At 60.2% G+C, this 25,482-nt stretch carries 27 protein-coding genes and 1 pseudogene; 9 read left to right on the forward strand and 19 right to left on the reverse strand.

The window, feature by feature from the left end:
- Window positions 1–9: 9 nt before the first annotated feature.
- From BMZ32_RS07660 to folE2, 8 genes are all read right to left on the reverse strand, one after another.
- A complete protein-coding gene (locus tag BMZ32_RS07660; RefSeq protein ID WP_090241051.1) occupies window positions 10–249 on the reverse strand; it encodes a hypothetical protein in 240 nt (79 codons plus the stop codon).
- Complete coding sequence (locus tag BMZ32_RS07665; protein ID WP_208598685.1) at window positions 246–734, reverse strand: GNAT family N-acetyltransferase; 489 nt, start codon at window positions 732–734, stop codon at window positions 246–248. Before BMZ32_RS07665 ends, BMZ32_RS07660 begins: the two co-directional genes overlap by 4 nt.
- A gap of 95 nt (window positions 735–829) precedes the next feature.
- On the reverse strand, window positions 830–1,012 hold the full coding sequence (locus BMZ32_RS07670; RefSeq protein ID WP_090241053.1) for a DUF1289 domain-containing protein: 183 nt from the start codon (window positions 1,010–1,012) through the stop codon (window positions 830–832).
- 3 nt (window positions 1,013–1,015) lie between these two features.
- On the reverse strand, window positions 1,016–1,387 hold the full coding sequence (locus BMZ32_RS07675) for a hypothetical protein (RefSeq protein ID WP_090241054.1): 372 nt from the start codon (window positions 1,385–1,387) through the stop codon (window positions 1,016–1,018).
- 283 nt (window positions 1,388–1,670) lie between these two features.
- Window positions 1,671–2,543 (reverse strand): metal ABC transporter substrate-binding protein, encoded by an 873-nt coding sequence (locus tag BMZ32_RS07680; protein WP_090241055.1) that lies wholly within the window; start codon window positions 2,541–2,543, stop codon window positions 1,671–1,673.
- 9 nt (window positions 2,544–2,552) lie between these two features.
- Complete coding sequence (locus BMZ32_RS07685; protein ID WP_090241595.1) at window positions 2,553–3,374, reverse strand: metal ABC transporter permease; 822 nt, start codon at window positions 3,372–3,374, stop codon at window positions 2,553–2,555.
- A gap of 41 nt (window positions 3,375–3,415) precedes the next feature.
- Window positions 3,416–4,087, reverse strand: a complete 672-nt coding sequence (locus BMZ32_RS07690) for a metal ABC transporter ATP-binding protein (RefSeq protein WP_090241056.1) — start codon at window positions 4,085–4,087, stop codon at window positions 3,416–3,418.
- On the reverse strand, window positions 4,084–4,980 hold the full coding sequence (folE2, locus tag BMZ32_RS07695; RefSeq protein WP_090241058.1) for a GTP cyclohydrolase FolE2: 897 nt from the start codon (window positions 4,978–4,980) through the stop codon (window positions 4,084–4,086). Before folE2 ends, BMZ32_RS07690 begins: the two co-directional genes overlap by 4 nt.
- 133 nt (window positions 4,981–5,113) lie before the next feature.
- On the opposite strand from folE2, the pseudogene BMZ32_RS19900 reads away from it, so the two are divergent.
- The 3 genes and pseudogenes from BMZ32_RS19900 to BMZ32_RS07705 all read left to right on the forward strand — a co-directional run.
- Window positions 5,114–5,383: pseudogene (locus BMZ32_RS19900) on the forward strand (TraR/DksA C4-type zinc finger protein); the annotation flags it as partial.
- Between the two features lie 111 nt (window positions 5,384–5,494).
- Window positions 5,495–6,700, forward strand: coding sequence for a zinc metallochaperone GTPase ZigA (gene zigA / locus BMZ32_RS07700; protein ID WP_090241597.1), 1,206 nt, complete (start codon window positions 5,495–5,497; stop codon window positions 6,698–6,700).
- Entirely contained in the window at window positions 6,700–7,344 is a 645-nt protein-coding gene (locus BMZ32_RS07705) for a DUF1826 domain-containing protein (RefSeq protein ID WP_090241059.1), read from the forward strand. The genes zigA and BMZ32_RS07705 overlap by 1 nt, the downstream gene beginning before the upstream one ends.
- Window positions 7,345–7,479: 135 nt before the next feature.
- On the opposite strand, the gene BMZ32_RS07710 is transcribed toward BMZ32_RS07705, so the two are convergent.
- Window positions 7,480–7,833: an NADH:ubiquinone oxidoreductase gene (locus BMZ32_RS07710; RefSeq protein WP_090241061.1), complete on the reverse strand. Its 354-nt coding sequence runs from the start codon at window positions 7,831–7,833 to the stop codon at window positions 7,480–7,482.
- 142 nt (window positions 7,834–7,975) lie between these two features.
- Here BMZ32_RS07710 and BMZ32_RS07715 point away from each other — a divergent pair, with 142 nt between their 5' ends.
- The 3 genes from BMZ32_RS07715 to blaOXA all read left to right on the forward strand — a co-directional run bounded on the left by BMZ32_RS07715 (window position 7,976) and on the right by blaOXA (window position 10,747).
- On the forward strand, window positions 7,976–8,941 hold the full coding sequence (locus BMZ32_RS07715; RefSeq protein ID WP_090241598.1) for a CobW family GTP-binding protein: 966 nt from the start codon (window positions 7,976–7,978) through the stop codon (window positions 8,939–8,941).
- A gap of 56 nt (window positions 8,942–8,997) precedes the next feature.
- On the forward strand, window positions 8,998–9,876 hold the full coding sequence (locus tag BMZ32_RS07720; RefSeq protein WP_090241063.1) for an alpha/beta fold hydrolase: 879 nt from the start codon (window positions 8,998–9,000) through the stop codon (window positions 9,874–9,876).
- Window positions 9,877–9,964: 88 nt separating this feature from the next.
- Complete coding sequence (gene blaOXA / locus BMZ32_RS07725; protein WP_090241065.1) at window positions 9,965–10,747, forward strand: class D beta-lactamase; 783 nt, start codon at window positions 9,965–9,967, stop codon at window positions 10,745–10,747.
- 4 nt (window positions 10,748–10,751) lie between these two features.
- Here the strand turns inward: blaOXA and BMZ32_RS07730 are convergent, their stop codons facing one another.
- The 5 genes from BMZ32_RS07730 to BMZ32_RS07750 form a co-directional block, all read right to left on the reverse strand.
- Window positions 10,752–11,156: a DUF3301 domain-containing protein gene (locus BMZ32_RS07730; RefSeq protein WP_090241067.1), complete on the reverse strand. Its 405-nt coding sequence runs from the start codon at window positions 11,154–11,156 to the stop codon at window positions 10,752–10,754.
- A 28-nt stretch (window positions 11,157–11,184) separates the two neighbouring features.
- The gene (locus BMZ32_RS07735) at window positions 11,185–11,670 is read right to left on the reverse strand and encodes an acyl-CoA thioesterase (RefSeq protein ID WP_090241068.1); all 486 of its coding nucleotides are present in this window, start codon (window positions 11,668–11,670) and stop codon (window positions 11,185–11,187) included.
- A gap of 381 nt (window positions 11,671–12,051) precedes the next feature.
- The gene (locus BMZ32_RS07740) at window positions 12,052–14,448 is read right to left on the reverse strand and encodes a bifunctional diguanylate cyclase/phosphodiesterase (RefSeq protein WP_090241071.1); all 2,397 of its coding nucleotides are present in this window, start codon (window positions 14,446–14,448) and stop codon (window positions 12,052–12,054) included.
- A gap of 75 nt (window positions 14,449–14,523) precedes the next feature.
- Window positions 14,524–15,891 carry a glutamine synthetase family protein gene (locus BMZ32_RS07745; RefSeq protein ID WP_090241072.1) on the reverse strand — a complete coding sequence of 456 codons (1,368 nt, stop codon included), beginning with the start codon at window positions 15,889–15,891 and terminating at the stop codon, window positions 14,524–14,526.
- 140 nt (window positions 15,892–16,031) lie between these two features.
- A complete protein-coding gene (locus BMZ32_RS07750; protein ID WP_090241074.1) occupies window positions 16,032–17,423 on the reverse strand; it encodes an aspartate aminotransferase family protein in 1,392 nt (463 codons plus the stop codon).
- 121 nt (window positions 17,424–17,544) lie between these two features.
- Here BMZ32_RS07750 and BMZ32_RS07755 point away from each other — a divergent pair, with 121 nt between their 5' ends.
- Entirely contained in the window at window positions 17,545–18,318 is a 774-nt protein-coding gene (locus BMZ32_RS07755) for an SDR family NAD(P)-dependent oxidoreductase (protein WP_425272855.1), read from the forward strand.
- Between the two features lie 304 nt (window positions 18,319–18,622).
- Window positions 18,623–19,291 (forward strand): GntR family transcriptional regulator, encoded by a 669-nt coding sequence (locus tag BMZ32_RS07760; protein WP_090241076.1) that lies wholly within the window; start codon window positions 18,623–18,625, stop codon window positions 19,289–19,291.
- Between the two features lie 16 nt (window positions 19,292–19,307).
- On the opposite strand, the gene BMZ32_RS07765 is transcribed toward BMZ32_RS07760, so the two are convergent.
- Window positions 19,308–19,718, reverse strand: a complete 411-nt coding sequence (locus tag BMZ32_RS07765) for an SMI1/KNR4 family protein (protein WP_090241078.1) — start codon at window positions 19,716–19,718, stop codon at window positions 19,308–19,310.
- 132 nt (window positions 19,719–19,850) lie between these two features.
- Here BMZ32_RS07765 and BMZ32_RS07770 point away from each other — a divergent pair, with 132 nt between their 5' ends.
- Window positions 19,851–20,444: a hypothetical protein gene (locus BMZ32_RS07770; protein WP_090241080.1), complete on the forward strand. Its 594-nt coding sequence runs from the start codon at window positions 19,851–19,853 to the stop codon at window positions 20,442–20,444.
- Between the two features lie 4 nt (window positions 20,445–20,448).
- On the opposite strand, the gene BMZ32_RS07775 is transcribed toward BMZ32_RS07770, so the two are convergent.
- The 4 genes from BMZ32_RS07775 to uvrD form a co-directional block, all read right to left on the reverse strand.
- Window positions 20,449–20,817 carry a VOC family protein gene (locus tag BMZ32_RS07775; protein WP_090241082.1) on the reverse strand — a complete coding sequence of 123 codons (369 nt, stop codon included), beginning with the start codon at window positions 20,815–20,817 and terminating at the stop codon, window positions 20,449–20,451.
- 138 nt (window positions 20,818–20,955) lie between these two features.
- Complete coding sequence (locus BMZ32_RS07780) at window positions 20,956–21,798, reverse strand: Tim44 domain-containing protein (protein WP_090241084.1); 843 nt, start codon at window positions 21,796–21,798, stop codon at window positions 20,956–20,958.
- 178 nt (window positions 21,799–21,976) lie between these two features.
- A complete protein-coding gene (locus tag BMZ32_RS07785) occupies window positions 21,977–23,062 on the reverse strand; it encodes a TRAP transporter substrate-binding protein (RefSeq protein ID WP_090241086.1) in 1,086 nt (361 codons plus the stop codon).
- Between the two features lie 109 nt (window positions 23,063–23,171).
- Window positions 23,172–25,367: a DNA helicase II gene (uvrD, locus tag BMZ32_RS07790; RefSeq protein WP_090241088.1), complete on the reverse strand. Its 2,196-nt coding sequence runs from the start codon at window positions 25,365–25,367 to the stop codon at window positions 23,172–23,174.
- Between the last annotated feature and the right edge of the window lie 115 nt (window positions 25,368–25,482).

Genomic DNA, 25,482 nt, shown 5'->3' on the forward strand with positions numbered 1-25,482 from the left:
GCCGTGCTGTTACTCGGCTTTGCGGGTGGCCTGCAGCTTGGCTAACAAGGCTTCGCTTTGGGCGCGCTGCTGCGCTTCGCTGAGTTGTGGGTTTTCCAGCACGCTGTCGAGCTGTTCGATCAGCTCGCTCTGTCGGTTGATGCGCTCATCCAGTTTTTCCAGCCTGCGCTGGTTGTGCCAGCTCCACAGCGCCAAGGCGCAAGCAGCCAGCACAACGGCGGCCAACACGATCATGGTCAGGGTGTTCATCGCGGCTCCAGAGGTTTGTGCATCAACATACGCGGCAAGTTAACAGCGCCGCGCGCTACCGTCTGTGCCTGCTGCACAGAAAATTCTTGGCGGTCGAAAAACGCCTGGGCCACCAGGCTGGCCTCGGTGAATACACTGCTAACCCCGGCAGCCTGCATGCGCGTTTCGGCTGCCGCGTACAGCGCGCTGGCGACACCTTGACGCGCGTAATCGGGAGCGGTGAACAACAGGTCGATCTGGCCGTCGAGGTTAAAGCCGATAAAACCGGCGAGCTGCCCGTCGCGGTGCGCCAGTAGCACCTGCAAACCGGCCAGGCGCTCTTGCCAGGCCGGCAGATCGGCTGCCGATGGTGCCCAGGCTTGGCGCTGCGCCGCATCATAGTGAGTGGCGGCTAGATGCTGTATCGAGGCACTGAACAGCGCCGTTACGGCGGTGAGATCGTCCGCTTGGTAGGGCCGCAGATGGATCATGGCGGTGCTGGGCATTCGGCGCTTCTGTGGTTGTAAGTGCTTAGGCATTGTCGGTGTGCGGCGGTGCATTGCTCAAGATGATTGAGTCGTTCTGGATGGGCTGCGCCAGATCAGGGTTGCTTCTTGCGCAGGCTTTTCAGGCGCTGGCTGGCGCGCTGCACGGCGGCCATTTTTTCCGGGCGCTTCATGCGTTTCCATTGTTTGATCTCGGCTTTGCTGCGGCCGCAGCTTAGGCATAGATCACCGCTCAACTGGCAAACGGCAATACAAGGGTTGTCAATTTCCTTGGCCATGAACTATCGCTTGGCCGAACGCTGGCGGGCCAGGCGTTGTTGCCAGTTGCCGCCGTCGACCCGCAGGCACTGTTGTTCATTGTCGAGGTGGACATGGGCCGCCGGCGTGTCGAGTTGAATCGCTGCTGCCTGCAAGGCAGTAGCGGTCAGTTCCTGCATTAGACGATCCTGCCCCCTGGCGATGGCGGCGTCCTGCTCTGCCTGGCTGGCGAAGACCCAGATCACGCGTAGACTGGCGGGGAAGTGTTGGTAATCGACATCATGGGTCAGCCACTGGAAACCGACAATTTCGGCCTTGGCGGCTTCGCAGGCGTCGGTCAGGGTCGCGGCCAACGTCCGTTCAATCTGGCTTTGCTCGCGCTTACTCAGGTTCATGGGGGTTCCTTGTTGATGAGAGCCTACCGCGCAGGATAACGCCCAAGGCGGCGTGTTGATCCGTGCTGAGCGACGCACTGACCAGCAACGTGCCGAACAGCTTGCGGATCAGCCTTCCGTCTGACCGGGCATGCGTGCCTCGACGATCAGACGTTCGATCAATTTAGTGGCGGTGCTGACAATCATAAGCCTCTTCACCGCCGCCACGCGGTTGGGATCAGTGATGAATGGGCTGTACCGGGTTATAGCCCAGTCAAGCGCTGTTCCTGCTCTAGGTTGGGGTTCAAGGCTTAAGTGCGGCCAGTAGGGTGTCGAGGTTGTGCTTGAACATGCCCAGGTAGCTGCTGGCAGGGCCTGCGCTGGCCAGGGCATCGGAATACAGAGTGCCGCCGACCTTGGCGCCGCCTTCAGCGGCGATCTGCTGGATCAGGCGCGGGTCGCGGATGTTTTCAACGAACACCGCGCGCACGCCATCGGTGCGAATCTGGCGGATCAATGCTGCCACTTCGGCGGCCGAGGGTTCGTCTTCGGTGGACAGCCCCTGGGGTGCAATGAAATTCAGGCCATAGGCCTGGCCCAAATAACCGAAGGCGTCGTGACTGGTGATGATGGTGCGTTGGGCCGGCGGTAATTGGCCCAGGCTGCGGCGGGCCTCACTCAGCAGGACGCGGATCTGGCTGATGTAGGCCTCACTGCGGTAAGCGTAATACTCGGCATTGGCCGTATCGATCTGGCTCAGTGTGTTGGCGATGTTGCGCACGTAAATTTCGGCGTTGGCCAGGTTCTGCCAGGCATGCGGGTCGGCCACCCGCTGTCCCTCTTCATCAAGCATTAGCGGCAGCACGCCGGCGCTGGCATCAATGCGCTTGCCAGGAGCTTCGCTGCTGTCGATCAAGCGCGCCAGCCAGGGCTCAAAGCCCAATCCGTTGGCGATAATCAGGTCGGCCGCGAACACTGCTTTAGCATCGTCGGTGCTGGGCTGGTAGACGTGAGCATCGGCATCGGCGCCGACAAGGTTGTGAAGTTCGAGCTTATCTCCGGCAATTTGTTGGGTAATGTCGGCCAAAATGCTGAAGCTGGTAACTACCTTAAGCTTTTCATCTGCGTTAGCGAAAAGGCTAAGGCTTAGGGTTAGCAGGGCAATCAGAATGCGCATGGTTGTTCCTCAATGGGCGGGAGATAAATGGGGTTGGCGGCGCAGCAGGCCATTCAGTGGCCCGAGCAATACGGAGCAGACATAGGCCAGGCCGGCGAGCAACACGATGCACGGCCCGCTGGGCAGGTTGGCGTAATACGACAGCAGCAGGCCGAGCCACACGCAGACCGCGCCGGTGAGTGCGGCGAGCAGCAACATGCGCGGCAGGTGGCGGCTCCAGAAGCGTGCGGCAGCGGCCGGTAGCATCATCAGGCCGACCACCATCAACGCGCCGATGGCCTGAAAGCCGACCACCAGGTTGAGCACCACCAACGTCAGAAACAGCCCATAGGCCAACGGTCCGAAGCGGCTGACGCCCGCGAGAAACAACGGATCGAGGCTGTCCATCAACAACCAGCGATAGATCAGGGCGAGTAGCAGCAGGCTGCCGGTGGACACCAGCAGCATGCCGTTCAGGGTGGGTGGGTCCACGGCCAGCACCGAGCCGAACAGCAGGTGCAGCAGGTCGAGTTTGTTGCCGGCCAGGCCTAGCAGTAGCACGCCGCTGGCCAGGGAAATCGGGTAAATGGCGGCCAAGCTGGCGTCTTCACGCAGGCCGGTGCGCCGCGTGACCCACGCCGCGATACCCGCCATGCCAAGGCCTGCGACTAAGCCGCCGAGCGTCAATGCCGGTAGGCTCAGGCCAAACAGCCAGAAGCCTACGGCGGCTCCGGGCAGAATGCCGTGGGCGATGGCGTCGCCCATCAGGCTTAAACGGCGCAATACCAGAAATACGCCCAGCGGCCCGGCACTCACGGCCAGCGCCACACCGCCAACCAGCGCACGGCGCATAAAGGCGAATTCGACAAAGGGGCTCCAGAGCAGCTCCAGGCTCACGCCACTTGCTCCAGCGATGAGCGCTGACCCACCAGCTCGCGAATAGGCGCAAAAATGCAGCCGCTGCGCGACACCAGCAAGGCGTTATCCAGGTGCTGACTCATGTTGCTGATGGAGTGGCTGACGACGATTTGCGTGCGGCCTTGTGTATGCCAACGCTGAATGTGCTGCCAGAGCAGGACCAGGCCGTGCTCATCCAGCGCGGCTTCGGGTTCGTCTAGCAGCAGCACCTGGGCGTCGGTCAGGCTCAGGCGGGCGAGCAGGGCGCGTTGTAATTCGCCACCGGACAACGCCTGCAGGCTGTGTTGTTGCAAATCGAGCAAGCCCCAGTCGGCCAAGGCTTGCTCCAGGCGCGTCTGACGCTGCTGGCGATTAAGCGGGCTGCGCCATAAACCGGCGCTGACCAGATCGTGCAGTTTGATCGGGAATTGCCGGTCCAACGCCTGCTGTTGTACCAAGTAAGCAACCCCGCCCAGACGCGGCACCGTGAGTTCGATAGCGCCGCGCAGCGGTTGCTGGATGCCGGCAATGACCTTGAGCAGGCTGCTTTTGCCGCAGCCGTTAGCGCCGATCACGCCCGTTAGGCTGGCGGGTGCTAGGTGCAGGTTTAAAGGCGGCGTCAGGGCACGCCCGCCTGGGCCCCACTGCAGGTTGTGGCAGTGGATCATGTATTGCTCCAGTTCCAGCGGCTGACAGCGACGGCATCGTGGGCGTGCAGGCTTTCGGCATGTACCACGCGCAGGTGAAAGGCGTTGAATGCAGTTTGTTCGCGCAATGCGCTGTGCAGCCGGCGGGCGGCGTCTTCACAGAACATTAGGTTTTGCCCGTTGGCCAGGGCGAAAGCCTGTTCATCGGCACGCTTTACAGCGGTTTGCACCGCGGTGCCGAGGGCCTGTTCGGCGGCGTCGATCAACTCAACCAGCGGCAGCTCAGCGCAGTCCTCGTGCAGGCGTACTTGCAGGGTGGCGTAGCTGCGCTGGCTGTGTGGGGTGGCGACGATGCCTTGGGGCGAGCCGAGCCAAGCCAGCAGGTGTGCGTGATCCAGCGGCTGGTTGGCGAAGTCCTCGATAAAGCGTTGCTGAATCAGCTGGCGCGCCAATGCGGCGGAGCAGGGGCAGGTTGATGAATAGGCCACTTCTACCTGTAGTTCCACGTGAAACCCCCATGAACCCTGACGTGCACGCACTTCGAAGGGGTAGGCCTTCCAGCCGGCGAGGGGGCTGACCAGTGCTGGACGACTGAGCAGGGTCTCGCCGCGCAAGGTAATGGAGGCTTGCTGCGACAGGCCCTGGTGGCTGTCGAGAAACTCGCCCAGCAGTTGCTGCAGCGTCGCCGGGTTCAGCGCGTTGTGCTCCAGCGCATGCAATGCCAGGTAGAGGCGCGACATATGAATGCCGCGGGCATTGCCATCATCCAAGCTGACCCCGACATCGGCGCGGGTATTGATGCGTTGCCCGGCCAGGTTGATCGGCAGCGCTATGCCCTGCATGCCGACCCAGTCCAGAGCCTGTTCATGGGCAGGTATTTGCGTGGCTATGTCCGGCAAGGTCAGTGCGTTCATCAGAAATCTGCCGCTCGGTTATGGGTTTAAATGTTATGTTATAACAAGTAAATTACAAAACCAGCGAATCCTGACAATGATCGAAATGCCACTCACCCACGCCGAGCTGCTCGCCCAGCCGGCGGATGACTATATGAACACCGCGCAGCAGCAGTTCTTCCGCGCGCTGCTTCTCAACCAGCGCGGCGAACTGCAAACGCGCATTGCTGACGAGTTCGAAGGCCTGCGCGAGCGCGAAACCAGCAGCGATCTCGCCGACATTGGTAGCGCCGAAGAGCGCCGCCAATGGCAGCTACGCCTATTGGAGCGAGAAAAAAAGCTACTCGACAAGATCGACGAAGCCCTCGACCGCCTGGCCCGTGGCGAATACGGCTGGTGCCGCGAAACCGGTGAACCGATTGGCCTCAAGCGCTTACTGCTGCGGCCCACCGCGAGCCTGTATCGAAGCCAAAGAACACCAGGAACAGCGGGAAAAACACCTGCGTCATACCGACCAATGATGGAGCCTGAAACCATGACCAATCGTCTTCCCGTCACCGTGTTGTCCGGCTTTCTCGGGGCCGGTAAAAGCACCTTGCTCAATGCCATTCTGAAAAACCGCCAAGGCTTGAAAGTGGCGGTGATCGTCAACGATATGAGCGAGATCAACATCGATGGCAGCGAAGTTCAGCGTGATGTCAGCCTGAACCGCGCCGAAGAAAAACTGGTGGAGATGAGCAACGGCTGCATCTGCTGCACCTTGCGTGAGGATTTGCTGGAAGAAGTCGGTCGCCTGGCTCGCGATGGCCGTTTCGATTATTTGCTGATTGAGTCCACCGGCATTTCCGAGCCGCTGCCGGTGGCCGAGACCTTTACCTTCCGTGGTGAGGATGGTCAGAGCTTGGCCGATGTGGCGCGCCTGGACTGCATGGTGACGGTGGTCGACGGGGTGAACTTCCTGCGTGATTTCCATGAGGCCGAGAGCCTGGCCAGCCGTGGCGAAACCCTGGGCGACGAAGATGAGCGCTCAATCACCGACCTGCTGATCGAGCAGGTGGAATTCGCCGATGTACTGCTAATCAGCAAGATCGACCTGATCAGCAGTGTCGAGCGCGAAGAGCTGATGGCTATCCTCAAGGGCTTGAATACCCACGCCGACATTGTGCCGATGGCCATGGGCGCGGTGCCGCTAGAAAAAATCCTCAATACCGGCCGTTTCGACTTCGAACGTGCCGCTCAGGCGCCCGGCTGGCTTAAAGAGCTGCGCGGTGAGCATGTGCCGGAAACCGAGGAGTACGGCATCGCGTCCAGCGCCTACCGTGCGCGCAAGCCGCTGCATCCCGAGCGGTTCTTCAACTTTATCAACCGCGAGTGGAGCAATGGCCGCTTGCTGCGCAGCAAGGGCTTTTTCTGGTTAGCCAGCAAGTACCAGGAGGCTGGCAGCTGGTCGCAGGCCGGTGGCCTGATGCGTCATGGTTTTGCCGGGCGCTGGTGGCGTTTTGTCCCGAAAGACCAGTGGCCGCAGGACGATGAAGGGCTGCAGGCGATTATGAAAAACTGGCAAGCGCAGACCGGCGACTGCCGCCAGGAGCTGGTGTTTATCGGCCAGAACATCGACTTCGCTCAGTTGACCGCAGAGCTGGATGCCTGCCTGCTGACCGATGCGGAAATGGATTTGGGCGCGGACGCCTGGCGGGCGCTGCCTGACCCGTTCGGCCCTTGGCATGAGGAGGCGGCCTGATGCTGGCGCCTGTGTTGCGTCAGCCGTTGCAGCAGGTACGCAGCGAGCAGATTGAGGTGCTCGGTGAGGTGCTGCGTGAAGAGATCAATCTGGCGGTTTGGCAGCGCCAGTTGCCGACGCAAATCAGTGATTTCGCCAGCGCCTTATTGGCCGAAGGCGCGCCGCTGGGGCACTCCATCGTGCTGGAGCTGGCCAACCCGGAGAGCACGCCGAACCTCAGTGGCTTGGCCGATGGCTACAGCGATCTTCCGGGCCAGGCGGCTTTTGTGCAGGACGTCAGCTGGTTGGTCAGCGCCTTTGCTTGCCTGTTCGACGCCAAACGCATCGGCCTGCGCCTGCGCATTCTCGACAAGGCCATGTGCCCGCGCTTTCATGTCGACCATGTACCGGTGCGGCTGATCACCTGCTACGCCGGGTTAGGCAGTGAGTGGCTGGAAGAAGGCGTGATGGCACGCCGTCACCTCGGTGATCCGGTCGCCGAGCCCAGTGACGCCACGCTGATCCAGCGCGCTACGAGCGGCCATGTGCTGCTGGCCAAGGGCGAAAAATGGATCGGCAACGAGGGCGGCGGCTTGATCCACCGCTCGCCGCAACCACCCGCTGGTGAACGGCGCTTGTTGCTGACGTTGGATTGGTTGGCCTGAATTGCAGGCAAAAAACAGGCTGCGGATTATGTCAGCCCTAAGCACCAGAAAAGCATGTCGGGGCGTGAGCCGGCATGCTGGGGTGAGGTATAGGGCCACTAAACATAGGAGTGATGACGCTTTGATGAAAGCTCTTTAGCGCGCCATCCACACCCCTCTGCTCTGTTTCTCGCAGAAGGGTTTGAGGTAGGTGGCATCACTGGCAACGCCGTAATAGTGCACGTCTTGTTTGTACAGTGTGCCGCCGACCGTGGCGTTGCGGCAGACGCCGAAGGAGCCCATGGGGCATTGCTCGACAAACTCCACAGCGACCTTCTGGCCTTGCAGCTGCGGCTGGCAAAAGCCTGTGCGGAACAGGTTGGGCGGGATGCTGCGGTTTTGCTGGCAGACCTTCACATCCAAGCGCTCGGCCTGGCTATGCACCACACAGGCTTCGCCCCAGGCCAGGCCGGACAGTGCAAATAGGCTCAGCAGCAGAAAAGCGCGCATCAATTGACCCTCGAAAAATATGCCGGCGACTCTAGCATGCAGGGTTTAATCAGTCTGCGGGCTACGTTGGGATCGCACGCAGGCGCCGCTAGAATGGCGGCAGCCAAATTCTTCTCTCTGATAGACAGTGCAAACGCCGATCATGCTGAAAAATATACCCACCCATGTGATTGCCGGGCCGCTTGGTGCGGGCAAGACCAGCTTGATCCGTAATTTGCTCGCGCAGCGCCCGCTGACCGAACGCTGGGCGGTGTTGATCAACGAATTTGGCTTGATTGGTCTGGATGCCGCGTTGCTGACCACTGATGACGATGGCGTGGCTCTCGGCGAAGTGGCCGGTGGTTGCCTGTGCTGCGTCAACGGCGTGCCGTTTCAGGTCGGGCTAAGTCGTCTATTACGCCAGGCCAAGCCGGATCGACTCTTGATCGAGCCATCTGGCCTGGGTCACCCCCTGCAATTGCTGGAGCAACTGCGCGAAGCGCCCTGGGCTGGGGTGCTGACGGTGCAGGAACCGCTGCTGGTGCTGGACGCCCAGGCCCTGGCCGCCGGTGTTGCCCTGCCCGATAGCCAGCAGGCCACGCTTGGTCGCGCCGGCTTATTAGTGCTGAACAAGGTTGAAGGGCTCGATCAGGCCACAAAAGCGCGAATCCAAGGGCAGCTGCCGGCGCGGCCGCTGTATTGGACGAGCCAAGGCGCACTGCCGCTGGCGCAATTACCCGGCGTTAATGCTCAGGCCCAGGCGGGCAGCACCTTGGATGATTTGCCGCCCGCCGCTAAGGCATTGCCGCTGCTGTGGCGCAGCCCGAGCGAGCCAATCTGCCAGGTTCAGCAACAGGCCGAAGGCTGGAGCATCGGTTGGCGCTGGCATCCCAGTCAGCAGTTTGAGCTGATGCGCGTGCAGCAGTGGCTGAGCAGCCTATCTTGGCGCCGCGCCAAGCTGGTGCTGCACTCCAACGCTGGCTGGCTATCCGCCAACGCCCTGAACGGTCAGGCGTTGCATTGGCAAAACAGCGAATGGCGCACGGACTCGCGGCTGGAGCTGATCTTTAACGAAGCGCAGGACATCGCCGCACTGCAGGCGGAGTTTGCCGAATGCCGTCTGCCTTGAGGTGAAAGGGCGGCGGGTGTTGATAAACTGCGCGCACTTTTTTCTGGATAACCACCATGCAGCTGCTTCCCTGGTCCCATGACTGCTCTGCCCGCTTCACCCTGCGTGGTTGGCATACACCGCCTTCGGGTAAGCCCGTGCTGCATTTTCTGCATGGCAACGGCTATTGCGGGCGGGTTTACACGCCGTTATTGCAGCGCTTGGCCGAGGATTTCGATCTGTGGCTGTGTGATGTGCAGGGCCATGGCGAGAGTGATCATGGCGGGCGTTTCCATGGCTGGAATCGCAGCGCCGAGCTGGCGGTCGAGGCCTTCGAAGCCGGCCGTGGGATATTCGGCAGCTCACCGTGCTTTGCCTTGGGCCATAGCTTTGGCGGCGTACTGACCAGCTTGATGCTGGCCCAGCAGCCGCAATTGTTCCAGCGCGCGGTGCTGCTTGACCCGGTGTTGTTCAGCCCGGCGATGATTGGGGTGATGGCATTGTCAGATGTGGTCGGCCTGAGCCGGCGCACTACCCTGGCGAGCAAGGCGCTCAAGCGCCGCAGCAGTTGGCCGGACCGCGCGGCTGCACATACTGCGCTGCACGGTCGTGGCATGTTTCGCGGTTGGACCGAAGAGGCCTTTACCGCTTACATCCAACATGCGCTGAAAGACAGCGAGCAGGGCGTTGAACTGAAGTGCCGCACGAGCCGTGAAGCGGACATTTTTAGCTCATACCCCAAGCGTTTGTGGCTGTCCCTGGGCAAAGTAAGCACGCCGACTCAGGTGCTGTACGGCCAGCACAGTTACCCTTTTGTGGCCAAGTCAGTGGCACGCTGGTGCGCCGGCAATGGCCATGTCAGCGCCCATGTGATGCCAGGTGGGCATTGTTTTATGCAAGAGCAACCGGCAGACAGCGCCGCCCGTGTGGTGCACTTTCTGTTGCAGCGTGATTAACCCTCGATGAGCGCAGAGGCTCTGCGCTTTGTCGGTGCTGGCTGCCACTGAGCGGGTCTAAGCAGGCCTATCTTTTTGAGGAGTTTTCATGATGCGTTGGTTGTGTGCCGCCTTGTTGTGGATGGGCGGTCAAGCTTCTGCTCTCGAATGGCTGGATAAGCCAGCAGTGGCCAAGGTATTTGAGGACGCAGGGGTGCATGGCACCTTTGTCCTCCACGAGGTGGGTAGCGAGCAGTTGCTGGGTTACAACCGCCAACGAGCCGAAACCCGCTACCTGCCAGCGTCTACCTTCAAGATCCCGAATACTCTGATTGGCCTTTCCACTGGGGCGGTCAGCAGTGTTGATGAGGTGTTCCCCTACGACGGTCAGCCTAAGTTTCTCAACACGTGGGAGCACGACATGGGCCTGCGTGAGGCGCTCAAGGTGTCCAACGTAGCGGTCTATCAGGAGCTGGCGCGGCGCGTTGGTTTAAGCAAGATGCGCAGTCAGGTCACGGCGCTGGATTACGGTAATGCTGAGATCGGCGAGCAAGTCGATCAGTTCTGGCTCAAGGGGCCGTTAGCAATCAGCGCGGTTGAGCAAACCCAGTTCCTCGCGCGCTTGGTCCAAGGTCAGCTACCCATTGCTGAGGATATTCAGGTGTCGGTGCGTGAGATCTGTTTGCTTGAAGAGGAAGACGGCTGGCGTCTGTACGGCAAGACCGGCTGGGGAACAGCACTCAAGCCGGGTACTGGCTGGTGGGTGGGCTGGCTGGAGCAAGGGGGTAGGGTCTACAGCTTTGCCCTGAATATGCCGATGAACGATGTGCAGGATGCTGGCAAACGAGTCGAATTGGGCAAGGCCAGCCTCAAGGCACTCGGCCTGCTGTAGCGGCTCAGTGCGATGAAATGTCGTCATCCGCGCGCGGATGCTGGCTGCGCCATTGCTGCATTTCGATCACCTGAGCGCTAGGCGCTGGCGGTTCGCGAAAGGGGTGGGGGGCCAGCTCAATGCGCCCTAGCTGTTTGCCAAACAAGGTGATGCTGCCGATATGCCGTTGCTCGCCCGTCACCGTGAACTCGAAGCCATAGACCCGCGCCAGGCGCTTGCGCCCGCGTGCATCAGGCAGCAAAGCGAGTCTGCGCAGGGCGACATTGCCGTCGAGTAATTCGATGTCAGCCTTGGCACAGTGCTGTTGCACCAGCTTCAACGCCAGCTCACGCAGGCCGTGGGCATGCCACAGCCAGGCGCAGGCGGTGGCGAACAGCATCAGCAGAAATACATCGAAGAGGTCGATCATCGCGGCTCCGGCAGCAGGGCGTTGTAACTCAGCCTTCTGCTTGGTTAAGCGCCTGGTAGCGCTGTTGCAGTTCGTGACGAATCTGCCGGCGCTGCAGGCCCTGGCGTTGGCGGCGCAGGCCGTCCGGCGTGGTAGGGCTGTGGACTGGAATGACCACGGGCTTTCGACTTTCATCGACCGCGACCATGGTGAAAAAACAGCTGTTGGTATGGCGGACTGAGCGCTCGCGGATATTTTCCGTGATGACTTTGATGCCAACTTCCATCGAGGTGCGCCCGGTGTAATTGACTGAGGCGAGGAAGGTCACCAGCTCGCCGACATGAATCGGCTCGCGGAAAATCACCTGATCCACCGACAGGGTCACCACGTAGCAGCCGGCATAGCGGCTGGCGCAGGCGTAAGCCACTTCATCGAGGTATTTGAGCAGTGTACCGCCGTGGACATTGCCGGCGAAATTGGCCATGTCGGGGGTCATCAGTACGGTCATCGACAGCTGGGCGGTTCCGGCTTGCATAGGGGACTCTGTGACGGGTTAATCGAGCGCGAAGGATACTGTTGCGCGCTATAAGCTCGTCACGGTACTGGTTGCGGCAAACCATAAGCAAGCGACTTGCCGCGCCACGGTTACTCCTCAGCCGTGTAGGTTAGGGCGTAATACGTTATCAGCGCTTAGGTACATGCAGGTAAGCGGCGCTGTCGGTAGGTTGGATTCGCTGCTAACGACGCCGCACTTTTACTCATTAGCGGGGCTGGGCTGGTGATGAGCCGATTGATAGGCTGAAGGCTAGAGCCTGAGTGGCGTGGGTAGTTAGGTCGGCAGGCAGATGGGAGCCTACAGCCTTATATTTATGGGTTAAGCAGTAGGCTCCGAGTCTATGCGTTGGCTGTTGCGGCCTTAGATGGCTTGCGGGCTCTGCTTTGTATTAGCCGCCAGCGGCTCTTCTGGAGTGCTAGGCGCAAGCTGCCGGTATTCTGTAATCCAGCGTTTCAGGTCATCCAGAGTCAAGGCTTCGGTAAAGAAAAAACCTTGGATTTCGTGACAGCCCAAGGCCTTTAGGTGCATGACCTCAATCTCGGTTTCCGCACCCTCAGCGATTACCCGCATGCCCAGGTCGCGACCGATATGGATGATGACGCGCGCGATCAGCTCGTCACCGTGGCTCAAGGGCGCGACAAAACGTCTGTCGAGCTTGAGGGTGTCAAAAGGCAGCACCCGCAAGCGATCCAGGGATGAGTAGCCGGTGCCAAAATCGTCCAAATGAAACTTAAATCCCTGTTCTACCAGCAGGCGCATGGTCGGCAGAATTTCTGAGCTGGATTCTGCAACCATGCTCTCGGTTAATTCCAACTGCAGCGCAGTCGGCGGTAAATCATAACGCTGTAAGCAGTCGCTCAGCTCCGCCACCAGGTCGGTATCGCGGAACTGCCGGACTGACAAGTTCACGCTGCATGATAGGCCAGGGTGGTCGACACGCAGGGTGCTGAGCGCCGCCCCGACGCGATCGAAAACCAAGCGGCCCAGCTGGGTGATTAACCCGGTTTCTTCGGCAATCTGGATAAACTCATCAGGTGGAATGAGTTCGCCAGCCAGCGACCAGCGAGACAAGGCCTCCAGCCCCACCAGTTTATTGCTGTAGGTGTCGATAATCGGCTGAAACCAAACCTCCAATTGCTCTGCCTGCAGCGCTGTTTGCAAGGCCTGTTCCAGGTAAATACGCCGTGATGCTTGAAGCAAGAAGCCGTCATTGAACACCGCGACTTGGCCTTTGCCGCGGCGTTTAGCTTCGTACAACGCCAGGTCCGCGTTACGCAGTATGTCTTCCTTACTGAGCGTGACACCCACCTCGGTGAGGCCTGCCGAGGCGCGAACAGTGATCTTGTGGCCTTGATAGCTGATGGGCTGCTCAAGCGCCTTCAACAGGCGTTCGGCAAACGGCAGGGCTTTAAGCGGGCTGACGCCCTCAAACAAAATCGCAAATTCGTCGCCACCCAAGCGGGTGACGGTATCGTCACTTCTTACTAACTCTTGGGCGCGTAGCGCCGTTATTTTGAGGACATCATCACCGGCCTCATGACCCAGGCCGTCATTGAGCAATTTAAAACTGTCCAGGTCGAGCAACAGCAAGCTGCTGGCCGGTTTGAGTGCCGACGGTTGAGCCTGTTGCAGCGCCAGCAGGCGCGACATCAGCAAGCGTCGATTGCCGATGCCGGTCAGTGGATCATGGTCAGCGATATGGCTCAAATCGCGGTGCCTGGATTCGACTTCGTTGATCAGTTCATTGAGCGAGGTGCCTAAGTTGTCGAGTTCGTCTGCGCCCTGCACGGGCCAGCGAGTCGCTGCCTCAGGCTTACGCCGATGACGGTTGGCGAGCCTGGAAAAATGTTGTAACCGGCGCAGCAAGCGCACATGCACGATCAGATAAACGCCCAATAATGAGCAGATCATCAGGCCAATGGCATTCGCCGCTAGGGTTTGATGGGTCAGTTGGCGTTGCACCAACAGAGCCGATGGGCCGCCGACTCGGAGCATGGCTGAGAGATCGCTCAATTGCTTCGTCACCACCCAGTACGTACCTGTTGGTGTCTCATTGCGAGTCACTGCGAAGGCTAAGTCTGCCGGTGGCGGGGTGATGATCAGGTCAAACTGCACCGTGGTGAGCGCTTGCAGGTAATGCAGATACTGATCATCCAGGGGTCGCAGAAAATACATCAAGCCGTTGGCCGGAAGGTTGGCTTGGGTATTCTTTATTGCAGATCGGGCAATCAGAAAAGGCTGATTGTTGATGACCTGTAAGCTAGAAGTTGGCGTATCTGAGGTGTTTTCTGGGCCTAAGGGCGTCAGAAAGGGCTTTAGCTGTGCCAGTAAATCGTTGGGCATTGGCACGACCTGGCTCTCAGCATCCACGATTAGGCTCATCAGCGGCGAGGCGCTGGCGTCAGTAATAACAACGCCGCCTAGCCGCAGGTTACTCAGTGAGTCCAGGGTGAAATTATTGCTGACATAGTCGGGATCTTGATCCTCAATGAAGGCGCGGCTGTCATCCCAGTAGGCGTAGTCCTTGAGTGTTGCCTTCATGCTCGTCTGGCTCTGGGTAAACACCGCGTCAACGCGAAGCAACTCTTGCCTATAACGCTCCTGGTCGAACTCATCAAAGCGTTGATCCAAGATGTAGTACGAGCCCCACAAGAAAATCCCACCGACAGCAAACAATAAGGCACTCAGGCGCAGCAACATCCAGAGCCCAAGGCTGTCGCGCCCGAGTAACGTCTGCAACTTACGGATAGTGGCCATTATTTGCTGATGGATCCTTCCTAGCTCAGCACCAATGCTGGAAATTGCCCTGCATGCCTCAGCTATTAAGCTAGCTCACGCATGAGTTAGGTACCAGCGCCAGTCTTGTTCGCCGACCTCGCCCATAAACTGGCGGAACTCGGCCCACTTGATCGCCAGGAACACCTTGAGGAAGTCCTCGCCCAGTGCGTCTTTGGCCCATGCTGAGTGTTCCAGGGCACGCAGGGCGGTGAGCCAGTCGGTCGGTAGAGTTTCGCAGGCCTGCTCATAGCCGTTACCGACTATGGCTGCACCTGGATCGATCTGGTTTTTGATGCCGTGATGGATACTGGAAAGGATCGCCGCCGCTGCCAAGTAGGGGTTGGCGTCGGCGCCACAGATGCGGTGTTCGACATGCCGGCTCTTGGCCGGGCCGCCCGGTACACGGAACGACACAGTACGGTTATTCACCCCCCAGCTCTTGGCCAGCGGCGCGTAGCTGTTGGCCTGGAAGCGGCGGTAGGAGTTGGCGTTGGGACAGAAGATCGCCAGGGCGTCATTCAGCGTGGCCATCATGCCGCCGATTGCATGTTTGAGCAGCGGTGTACCGTGGGGGTCTTCGCTGGCCATCAGGTTGTTGCCTTCGGCGTCCGCCAAACTCACGTGCATATGCATGCCGCTGCCGGCCTGGTCGCCGAACGGTTTGGCCATAAAGCAAGCCTGCAGTCCGTGCTTATTGGCCACGCCTTTGACCAGGCGCTTGTAGCGCACGCCTTCATCGATTGCCTGCAGGGCATCGAAGCGGTGTTCCAGGGTCAGCTCGACTTGGCCTGGTGCGTATTCGGAAATCGCCGTACGCACCGGCAGGCCCTGTACTTCGCAGGCGGCGTAGAGGTCGTCAAGGAAGGGCTGCAGTTGTTCCAGCTCGTACACGCCATACACCTGCGGTGCCTGCGGGCGCACGCCGTTGGCCTGCAGCGCCGGTTGCGGACGGCCATTAGCGTCGCGGGTTTTATCCAGCAGGTAGAACTCCATCTCGACCGCCATTACCGGGTAATAGCCGTCGGCCTTTAGCCGGTCGATGGCGCGGATCAGCACATGCCTTGGATCGGCCGGCGCAGCAGGCATTCCTTGGGTCGGGTGCATGCTTACCTGCAGCTGGCCGGTCGGTGTGCTGCGCCAGGGTTGCAGGGTCAGGCTGCCGGGGATTGGGTAGGTCCAGCAGTCGGCGTCGGCGACCTCCCAGACCAGGCCGCTTTCCTCCACGTCCTCGCCCTGGATGGTCAGCGCCAGGATTGAGCTGGGCAGCGGTCGGCCGGTCTCATAGACGGCCAGCAGTTCGTCGCGGTGCAGCAACTTGCCGCGTGGGATGCCGTTGGCGTCGATCAGCATCAGCTCAATCAGGCGCACCTCGGGGTGCTGGGCGAGGAAGTCGTGGGCTTCCTGGGGATTAGCAAATTGCATAGTCGTTTCTCACCTGGGGTGCACGCTGTGCACCGGGGGGTAGGGTGGATCGGGGCGCGTAGCTGGCGTTTTATCCATCCACCAGGGGTGGTTATTGGTGGATGAAAACAGCGTCATCCACCCTACGTTCTGGTGTGCTGTTATTCGCGGGCGCCGGGAATGGCCAGCAGCTCGGTCAGGGCCTGGTCGAGCATGCTGACCAACTGGTCCACATCGTCCGCCGTGGTGCTCGGGCAGCACAGGGTCATGTTGTGGAACGGGGTGATCAAAATGCCGCGGTTGATCAGATACAGGTGCAGGGCCATCTGCAGTTCATCGTGGAATGCCGCTTCAGCCTCGGCGCCAGTCTTCGGCGATACCGGACAGAACTGAAATTCACTGCGTGCGCCCAGCTCGGTCACCGACCATTTGAGGTCATGCTTACCGATCAGGCTGCGGAAGCCGTCGGCCAGGCGTTTGGCCAGTGGCAGCATGTGCGCGTAGGCGGTCTCGGTCATCACCTGTTCTAGGTTGGCGCGCATGCAGTGCATGGCCAGGGCGTTGGCGGAAAGCGTGGTGCCCATGCCGCTGTGGCCGTGACCGTGGCTGCCTTCACTGGCTTTTTTGCGTGCTGCGGTCATGGCCTCTGCCATCGCCTCACTGCAACCAAAGATGCCGCACGGTACGCCGCCGGCAATGGGTTTACCGACCACGAAAAAGTCCGGGTCGAGGTTCCACAGCTGGGTGCAGCCACCCCTGTCGGTGGAGATGGTGTGGGTTTCGTCGATGATCAGCAGTGCGCCGTATTTACGGGTCAGCTCGCGGCATTGCTGCATAAAGCCTGGCTCGGGCAGGACCATGCCGATATTGGTCATCGCCGGCTCGCAGAGCAGGGCGCAGACATCGCCCTGAGCCAATGCGGCTTCCAGCGCCGTCACATCATTGAACGGAATCGAGCGGCTGTGCTGGGTCAGGTCATAGGCTTGGCCGAGCAAACCGGAGCGCGGCACGGTCTCGCCATCGCGGTAGCGCACCATCACGTCATCCACGGTGCCGTGGTAGCAACCGTCGAACACCAGCAGGGTCTTGCGCTGGGTGATCGCGCGGGCCCAGCGCAGCACATAGCGGTTGGAGTCGGTGGCGGTAGCGGTGACCTGCCAAAACGGCAGGCCGAAACGCGCGGCCAGCAGCTCGCCGCATATTACGGCGTCTTCACCCGGCAGCATGGTGGTTAAGCCGTTGTTGCCCTGCTCGGCAATGGCCTTGGCGATCGGGTCCGGCGAGTGGCCGAACATGCTGCCGGTGTCGCCCAGGCAGAAGTCGATGTATTCGTGACCGTCGACGTCATAAAAACGTGCGCCCTTGGCGCGTTCTACAAACAGCGGTACCGGCGTCGACCAGTCAGCCATCCAGTGCATCGGCACGCCGCCGTACAAGGAGTTACGTGCGCGTTCAGCCAGGGCCACGGATTTCGGATTGCGCGCGATAAAACGCTCACGCTCGCGCTGAGCGAAAGCTTCTACGGCGGATGGGCTGATACCACTGGCAGTCATGTTGAACACCTCGTTCGAATATCTGCACATGCTATTTTGTGATCACAGAAAACTCAAGCATTGGTTTGATCAGGCTTTATTGCTAGATTGTTGTCATATTTGTGATCACAGGATGTTGAAGATGGTCTTTGAGCAGCAAGTCGCGCTGATCAGTGGTGCGGGCAGTGAATCGGGCATCGGCTTGGCGATAGCTCGCCGCCTGGGCCATGCCGGTGCGCGTGTGTTGCTGACCGCCAGCAGCGCGCGGGTCGAACAACGCGCCGCCGAACTATGTGCCGAAGGCATAGACGCACGAGCCAAGCCTGCTGACCTGACTGACGAGCAGCAGGTTGCCGAATTGCTCGACTGGGCGCAGGCGCAGTGGGGGCAGATCGACATTCTGGTGAACAACGCCGGCATGGCCATGCAAGGCAGCCCCGAGCCGTTCGCCGAGCTGGCGGACATGGACCTGGCGACCTGGAACCTGTCCATCGCGCGCAACCTCGGCACCGCTTTTCTACTCACCCGCGCGGTGCTGGCGGGCATGCGTGCGCGCGGCTACGGGCGCATCGTCAATATCAGTTCTACCACCGGCACCCGCGGCAGCAACCCTGGTGAGGCGGCTTACAGTGCGGCCAAGGCCGGTATGCTCGGCCTCTCCATGGGCCTGGCGCTGGAAGTGGCCAAGCAGGGCATCACGGTCAACAGCGTGGCTCCGGGGTGGATTGCTACTGGTTCCAGCACCGAGGAAGAGCGACATGCGGCGGAATACACACCTATGCGCCGTGCTGGACGGCCTGAGGAAGTGGCCGCTGCGGTGGCTTTTTTGGCATCGCGCGAGGCCAGCTATATCACCGGCGAAGTTATCGTGGTCGATGGCGGTAACTGCCTGATCGAAAACAAAGCCCCCTGCTGAACGGCTGCGCGTCGATCTGGCTGTGTTAAAAGCGGCTGGTGCGCCAGCCCGGTCGGAAGTCGCTTGCGGCTAACGCGCTTTAGCGCGACCCGAAGGGCGAGTGAAACGAGTACTGCTCATTTACAACTCGTAACTCTGCGTCCTCGCCGCTTTGACCAGCCGGAGGCTGTTACTGCGTAGCGCCTTGTCAGCTTCTAGCTCGCTCGCTCAGATGTTTTTACCTATTTCGGAGAACCCCATGCATAACTGCTCGTTGACCCTCGCCCAACTCCCTGCACCGCCGGCAAAAGGACGCTGCTGAACCATGGCCGACAACTTGCAGGATCAACTCTACCAACGTATTCGTGAAGGCCTGCTTGCTGGGCGTTTCCAGCCTGGTGAGCGTTTAAAAATCCGCGACTTGGCCGCTGAATGGGGCACCAGCCCGATGCCGGTACGCGCCGCTTTGCAGCGTCTGGTCGCCGAGGGCGCGCTGGAAGGCGAGCCGCAGCGCTCTGTGCGCGTACCGCCGATGACCCGCGAACGTTACCAGAATATCTTCCAGGTGCGCATAGCCCTCGAAGGGCTGGCCGTTGAACTGGCCACGCCGCGGCTGACCCCAGCTGACCTGGCCGAGCTGCGCGGTTGTGTGACGCGCATGGATCAGGCCATCGAGCAGCGGCAGATTCAGGCCTATCTGGATGCCAACAGCCAGTTCCACCTGCACCTCTACAGCGCCTGCGGTAACCCGGTGTTGCTGCGCAGCATCGAGTCGCTGTGGTTACAGGTCGGGCCGTTTTTCAATCGACTGTTCACCGAAGCCGACCTGTCGCTGCGCCTCAACGACTTCCATGAAGACGCATTTGCCGCTATCGCAGCCGGTGACGCTAAGGCCGCGCGTCAGGCCATGGAGCAGGACCTCAGTTACTTTGCGCGGTTTTTGCTGAACCTGCTGGATTTGGAGCAGACCGCCAAGCGGCCTGAGCGAGCTTAACGGTAAGCGTGACGATTTAACTCTCCAACCAAACGTCGCGCACCCAGTGCCAGACCGACTCCCAGCTTTCGTCTTCGTTGATTTCAGTGGTGTCGGCTTCCCACAGCAGTACGGTGCCGTCTTCTTCGACCACGTAGTAGTTACCGTGGTCTTCACACAGCGGCACGAACTCGCGCGGCACGCCGAGGGACCAGGCGGTGGCGGCGACTTCTGGCAGGTAGGTGTGTGATTGCGGGTCGCTGGCGGTGACCGGCTCCAGACGTCCATAGACCACATCGCTGACCTGCAGCAGGTACTCGCGCAGGGCGAAGGGCAGGTGGATGAGGATCTGTTCTTGGATTTCTACCAGCACTTCTTCTTCCGGAAGTTCCAGCGGCACCGGCACGGGTTCGTTGAGTTCGCGCAGTTGTTCGATGACTTCTTCCACAGGCGTTGTCTCTTTTGCAGGTAATACGGGAGCGTCTTATACCCTAGACGGGTCTAAGCAAAAAGCTGGCAAAGTGCTATCGTTGTGTTTAGTCAGTCCGTCAATTTTTTAACGTCATTAAATGGTCTTGTCATGAATAGCTCAGCGCAAGAGTCGGAAAACGACGTACTCAGTGAGGAGCAGCGGCTACAGTTGCTGACTACGGCAGGCAAACGTAACCGCCTGTTTATTATCGGCGTGGCCGTGCTGCTCGGTACCCTCATGCTTATTTCGTCCGGGCTGAATATTTACAGCCTGTTCAGCGCCGACGATGCGCCGCGCATTGAGGTGCTGGAAAAGCAGGTAATAAAGCTTGAACAACGACTGCTGGTGCAGCAGACCGCCCTGAGTAATCAGGAAGCGTTGCTGGCCAGCCAACAGGCTTCGCAATTGACCGGTTTGTTCGAGCGCGCGGAAAACCCGGACAGCATTGCCGAAGTTAGCAAGGTGTTGCAGGACCAAGAGCGCGACTATCAGCAGGTGATGCAGGGCCTCAAGGTGGGCATGCGCGACCTGGCTAATATGCTGCCGGGCTCACGTAGCTGGCTGGCGGATTATCAGGAAGTTATTGATCGTGCGCAGCTCAACAGTCGTAAGCGCAGTGAAGAGATTCAGGCCTGGAGCGATAAGGCCGTGCAACCGGTCCCGGCGGCCAAGTCGCCGGGCACAGCTGTCGATCCGGGTTAACGCGTTAGCCCATGTGGAAGAAGGCTAGCTTGTTGCCATCGTGGTCGCGGAAATAAGCGCCATAGAAGCCGGGCATGCGCTCGCCGGGTTCGCCTTCACTTACTGCGCCGAGTTCGATGGCCTTGGCATATAGCGTGTCGACACCTTCGCGCGAACCGCCGGGCAAGGCGACCATGTTGCCGTTACCAGCGGCGGGTGCTTGTTTGTCATAGGGCAGGCACAAGGCAAACATCGGCTGGCCTTTGGCAACGCCGTAGAAAGCGGCGCGGCCAATATCCATAACAATTTTGGCGCCCATTTCGGCCAGTAACGGGGTGTAAAAGGCTTTGGCTTTTTCCATGTCGGCAGTGCCGATCATTGTGTATCCGATCATTGCTCAATCCTCGTGGTGGTAATGCAGTAGGCACTGCCTAGCTTGCTCTTAGAGTGCATCGGGCGCCAGCGCATATGTTTGCTGAATAATGGGCAAAGAAAACCCGGGCAGGCCCGGGTTTTCTGGTTATAGCAGGTATTAGCCGTTCTGGCGGATACCGGCAACCAGCCACGGCTGGTTGTCACCGGCCGCACGCTCCATGCGCCAGCTTTCGCTGAACGCTTCGCCTTGGTCAAAGCGTGAGGTCTTGGCCACGCCGGTGAAGGTCAGGGTGGCGACGGTCTTGTCGCTGAGGTCATCGACGCCATCTAGTTGCACGTCGAGATCGTCGACATAGGTAGACTGGAAGCCTTCACCCAAGTCAGCACGTTCGCGGCTGAGGAATTCCAGTAGCTGCGGAGTGACGAATTCGGCGATCTTGTCCATCTCGTTAGCATCCCAGTGCTGCTGCAGGCTGAGGAAGTGCTCACGGCCGGCGCTGACAAAGCTCTGCTCGTTAAACCAGGCCGGTGCATTGATCGCCGGCTTGATCGCAGCAGCGGCGCTGCTGCCACCAAAGATCGAGGCGGGGGCTGCGGGCATTTCACGCTGCATCGGCGCGCCGTTGGCCGTCGCTGGACCTGCCTGACGACGACGGGCGGCAAGGAAGCGGAACAGCAGGAAGGCGATCAGGCCGAAGATCATCATGTCCATGATCTGCAGGCCTTCAAAGCCATCACCCATAAACATCGACGCTAGCAAACCACCCGCCGCGAGGCCGGCCAATGGGCCTAACCAGCGCGATGCGCCGCTTGCAGCCGCCGGCTGGCGACCCGCAGCCGCTGGTGCAGCTGATTGCTGGGTCGGTGCTTGACGCGCTTGATGGCTTGGCGCGGAGCCGAAGGATTTGCTACCGCCAAAGCGCTTGGCTTCGGCGTCGAAGCTCATGGTCAGGCCGACGCTGAGGCACATGGCCAGGGCAATGCTAAGGAAACGCTGCATGATTGGCTGTCTCTTGGTTATTGGATCTACGCGCGGCATCTTGCCCGGCGTGGTTAGCGCTGGCTAGCCATAGAATGTTTCCGGCTTTTGCCTTGCTGCGCTGAAGTGACGGGTGAGCTGTGGCGAAAACCGCAAGCGCAACCCAGGGGCTGCGTTTTCAGGCTTGAGATACTGGGCGTTAGCGCCAGTTGTACAACTCTTTCTCCGACAGCTGATGCATCAGGCTGACCTGAGCGTGGAAGGCTTGCATCGACGCCCAGATGCGTCCGTTCAGTTCGTTTTGCCCGGCCAGTTCACCGAGCACCACGGTGCTTTCGTGTTGCATGGCGGCCAGCACCTCATCGGGGAAGCGCTTGAGCAGGGTGCCTTGTTGTTTCAACTGATCCAGCGCCAAGGCGTTGTGGTAGACGTAATCGTCGAGCATGTCTTGGTTGGCCGCGCGGGTGGCTTCAGTCAGGATCGCCTGCAGGTCGGCCGGCAGGCTGTCGAGGGCCTTTTGGTTAATCAGCAGTTCGAGCACGGCCTGCGGTTCTTGCCAGCCGGGGTAGTAGTAGAACTTGGCGGCTTTATGTAGACCGAAAGCCAGGTCGTTGTAGGGGCTGACCCAGTCGGTGGCATCAATCGCGTTGGTTTGCAGGGCGGTAAACACTTCGCCGCCGGGCAGGTTGACGGTGGTGGCGCCGAGCTTACTCAGGACTTCACCGCCGAGACCGGGCATGCGGATTTTCAGGCCCTTGAGGTCATCTAGCGAGTTGATTTCCTTGTTGTACCAGCCGCCCATTTGCATGCCGGTATTGCCCACCGCCAATGGCTTTACGCCGAAGGGGGCGTAGGCTTCTTCCCACAACGCTTGGCCACCGCCCTTGCTCAACCAGGCGTTCATCTCGCTGGTGGATAAGCCAAATGGCACCGCTGTGAAGAACTGCGCAGCCGGTACTTTGCCCTTCCAGTAATACGCTGCGCCATGGCCCAGTTCGGCGGTGCCGCGTGAAACAGCATCGAACACTTCCAGTGGCGGCACCAGCTCACCACCGGCATACACCTTGATGGTCAGGCGACCGTTGCTCATTGTCTTGACCCGTTCGGCCAAGCGCTCGGCCGCCGTGCCTAGGCCGGGATAGTTCTTCGGCCAGGCAGTAACCATCTTCCACTGGAAGCTTTCTGCTGTGTGAGTGGCTTGCGGTTCGGCAGGTTCTTCCTTGCACCCGGCCAGGCCGAGTGCGGCGAGTAGAATACTGGCGAGTAGCAGAGGGCGGCGGATCATGTGGGCTTCCTTGTTATTTGGATGTTGATCCCGTAGCCCGGCTGCAATTTGCGACAACCCTCGAGGTGACTCCCGATTGCGCTGCGCTTATCCGGGCTACGGTTTATTGTCACAGAGGTTCCAGTTTGGCGTAGCTGAGCATCAACCACTTAGTGCCCTCGCTCTCGAAGTTGACCTGCACCCGCGCCTGCGCGCCGGAACCTTCGAAATTGAGGATGGTGCCTTCGCCAAACAGCGAATGCTGCACGCGCTGGCCGAGGTTAAAGCCAGTATCGGGTACGGCGCTGCCGGCGAACATGCTGTCATTACCACCACCCATGTTGCGGCTCACCGCGCCGAACGGTCGGCTGACGCTGTTGGACAGGCGCACTTCCTGAATCAGTTGCGGCGGAATCTCGCGGACGAAACGAGACACCTTGTTGTAGGTCTCGCTGCCGTAAAGGCGGCGGGTTTCGGCGTAGGTGATCACCAGCTTGCTCATGGCACGGGTAATGCCGACGTAGGCCAAGCGGCGTTCTTCCTCAAGACGGCCGGGTTCTTCCAGGCTCATCTTGTGCGGGAACAGGCCTTCTTCCATGCCCACCAGGAACACCTGGGGGAATTCCAGGCCTTTGGCGCTGTGCAGAGTCATCAGTTGCACGCTGTCTTCGTTTTCGGCGGCCTGGGTGTCGCCGGCTTCCAGCGAGGCGTGGCTGAGGAAGGCTTGCAGTGGGCTCAGCTCATCGTCTTCGTTGTTCTCGAAGGTCCGCGCGGCGCTGACCAATTCCTCAAGGTTTTCGATGCGCGCCTGGGCTTTCTCGCCTTTCTCGGCCTTGTGGTAAGCGATTAAGCCGCTCTGCTCGATGACCGTCTGGGTCATCAGGTGCAGAGACATGTCCAGCGCTTTGGCAGACAGGTTGTTGATCAACTCGATAAACCCAGCCAGGGCACCCGAGGCACGGGCCGGCAGGGTTTTGGCAGCGACCATCAGGTTGATGGCGCCCCACATCGATACATCATGTGCGCGCGCATATTCGCGAATGGTTTCGACGCTCTTCTCGCCAATACCGCGTGCCGGCACGTTGATTACCCGTTCCAGCGCGGCGTCGTTGCCGCGGCCATCGAGCAGGCGCAGGTAGGCCATGGCGTTCTTGATTTCGGCACGCTCGAAGAAGCGCTGCCCGCCGTAGATGCGGTAGGGAACTTTCTCTCGCAGCAGGGCTTCTTCAAGCACCCGTGATTGGGCGTTGGAGCGGTAGAGGATGGCGATCTCACTGCGCTTGAGGCCGTCTTTGCGCAAAGCCTCTTCGATCGACTCGACCACATAGCGCGCTTCGTCGTACTCGTTGAACGCTGAATACAGGTTGATCGGTTCACCGTCACCGTCTTCGGTCCACAATTCCTTACCCAAACGGCCCTGATTGTTGGCGATCAGGGCGTTGGCCGCTTTGAGGATGCCGGCAGTGGAGCGGTAGTTCTGCTCCAAACGGATCACTTCGGCGTCGGCAAAGTCAGCGGAGAACTGTTGAATATTTTCGATCTTCGCCCCGCGCCAGCCATAAATCGACTGATCGTCGTCGCCCACCACCATCAAGCTGTCGCCACCCTTGGCGAGCAGGCGCAGCCAGGCGTACTGCACCGCGTTGGTGTCCTGGAACTCGTCGACCAAAACGTGGCGAAAACGCCGCTGGTAATGCTCCAGCAGGCCCGGCTTGTCGCGCCATAAGTCGAGGGCGCGCAGCAGCAGTTCGGAGAAGTCGATCACTCCGGCGCGCGTGCAAGCAGCTTCGTAGCCTTCGTAGATTTTCAGCATGGTGGCGAGGAACAGATCACCGCCGGGCTGGATATTCGCCGGCCGCAGGCCTTCATCCTTCTGCCCGTTGATAAACCATTGCGCCTGCTTAGGCGGCCAGCGCTGCTCGTCCAAACCAAGCTCGCGGATCACCCGCTTAACGATGCGTTGTTGGTCATCGGAGTCGAGGATCTGGAAGTTTTCGGCCAAGCCGGCTTCCTGCCAGTGCGCGCGCAGCAAGCGGTGCGCAAGACCGTGGAAAGTGCCGACCCACATGCCGGCCGGGCTCTGCCCGAGCATCTGCTCGATGCGGTGGCGCATTTCGGCGGCGGCCTTGTTGGTGAAGGTCACCGACAGGATGCTGTGCGGCGAGGCCTGCTCGATTTGGATCAACCAGGCAATACGGTGCACCAGCACGCGGGTTTTACCGGAGCCAGCACCGGCTAGCACCAGTTGGCGGCCCACGCGCGCGGCTACAGCCTGGCGCTGGGCATCATTAAGCGAAGCAATCAGGAGTTCGGGGTCATTTTGCATCGCGGCATTCTAGGGGGCTGCGCAAGGCAGGGCAAACCAGGCTGGCGTGCGGATTATTTTGGACGACTGGTGAGTCAGCTGAGCGGGCGCCGCTGGGCTGTGGCCGGACTCGGTA

The sequence above is a fragment of the Pseudomonas guineae genome, assembly GCF_900113745.1.
In the GTDB taxonomy this organism is placed as follows: domain Bacteria; phylum Pseudomonadota; class Gammaproteobacteria; order Pseudomonadales; family Pseudomonadaceae; genus Aquipseudomonas; species Aquipseudomonas guineae.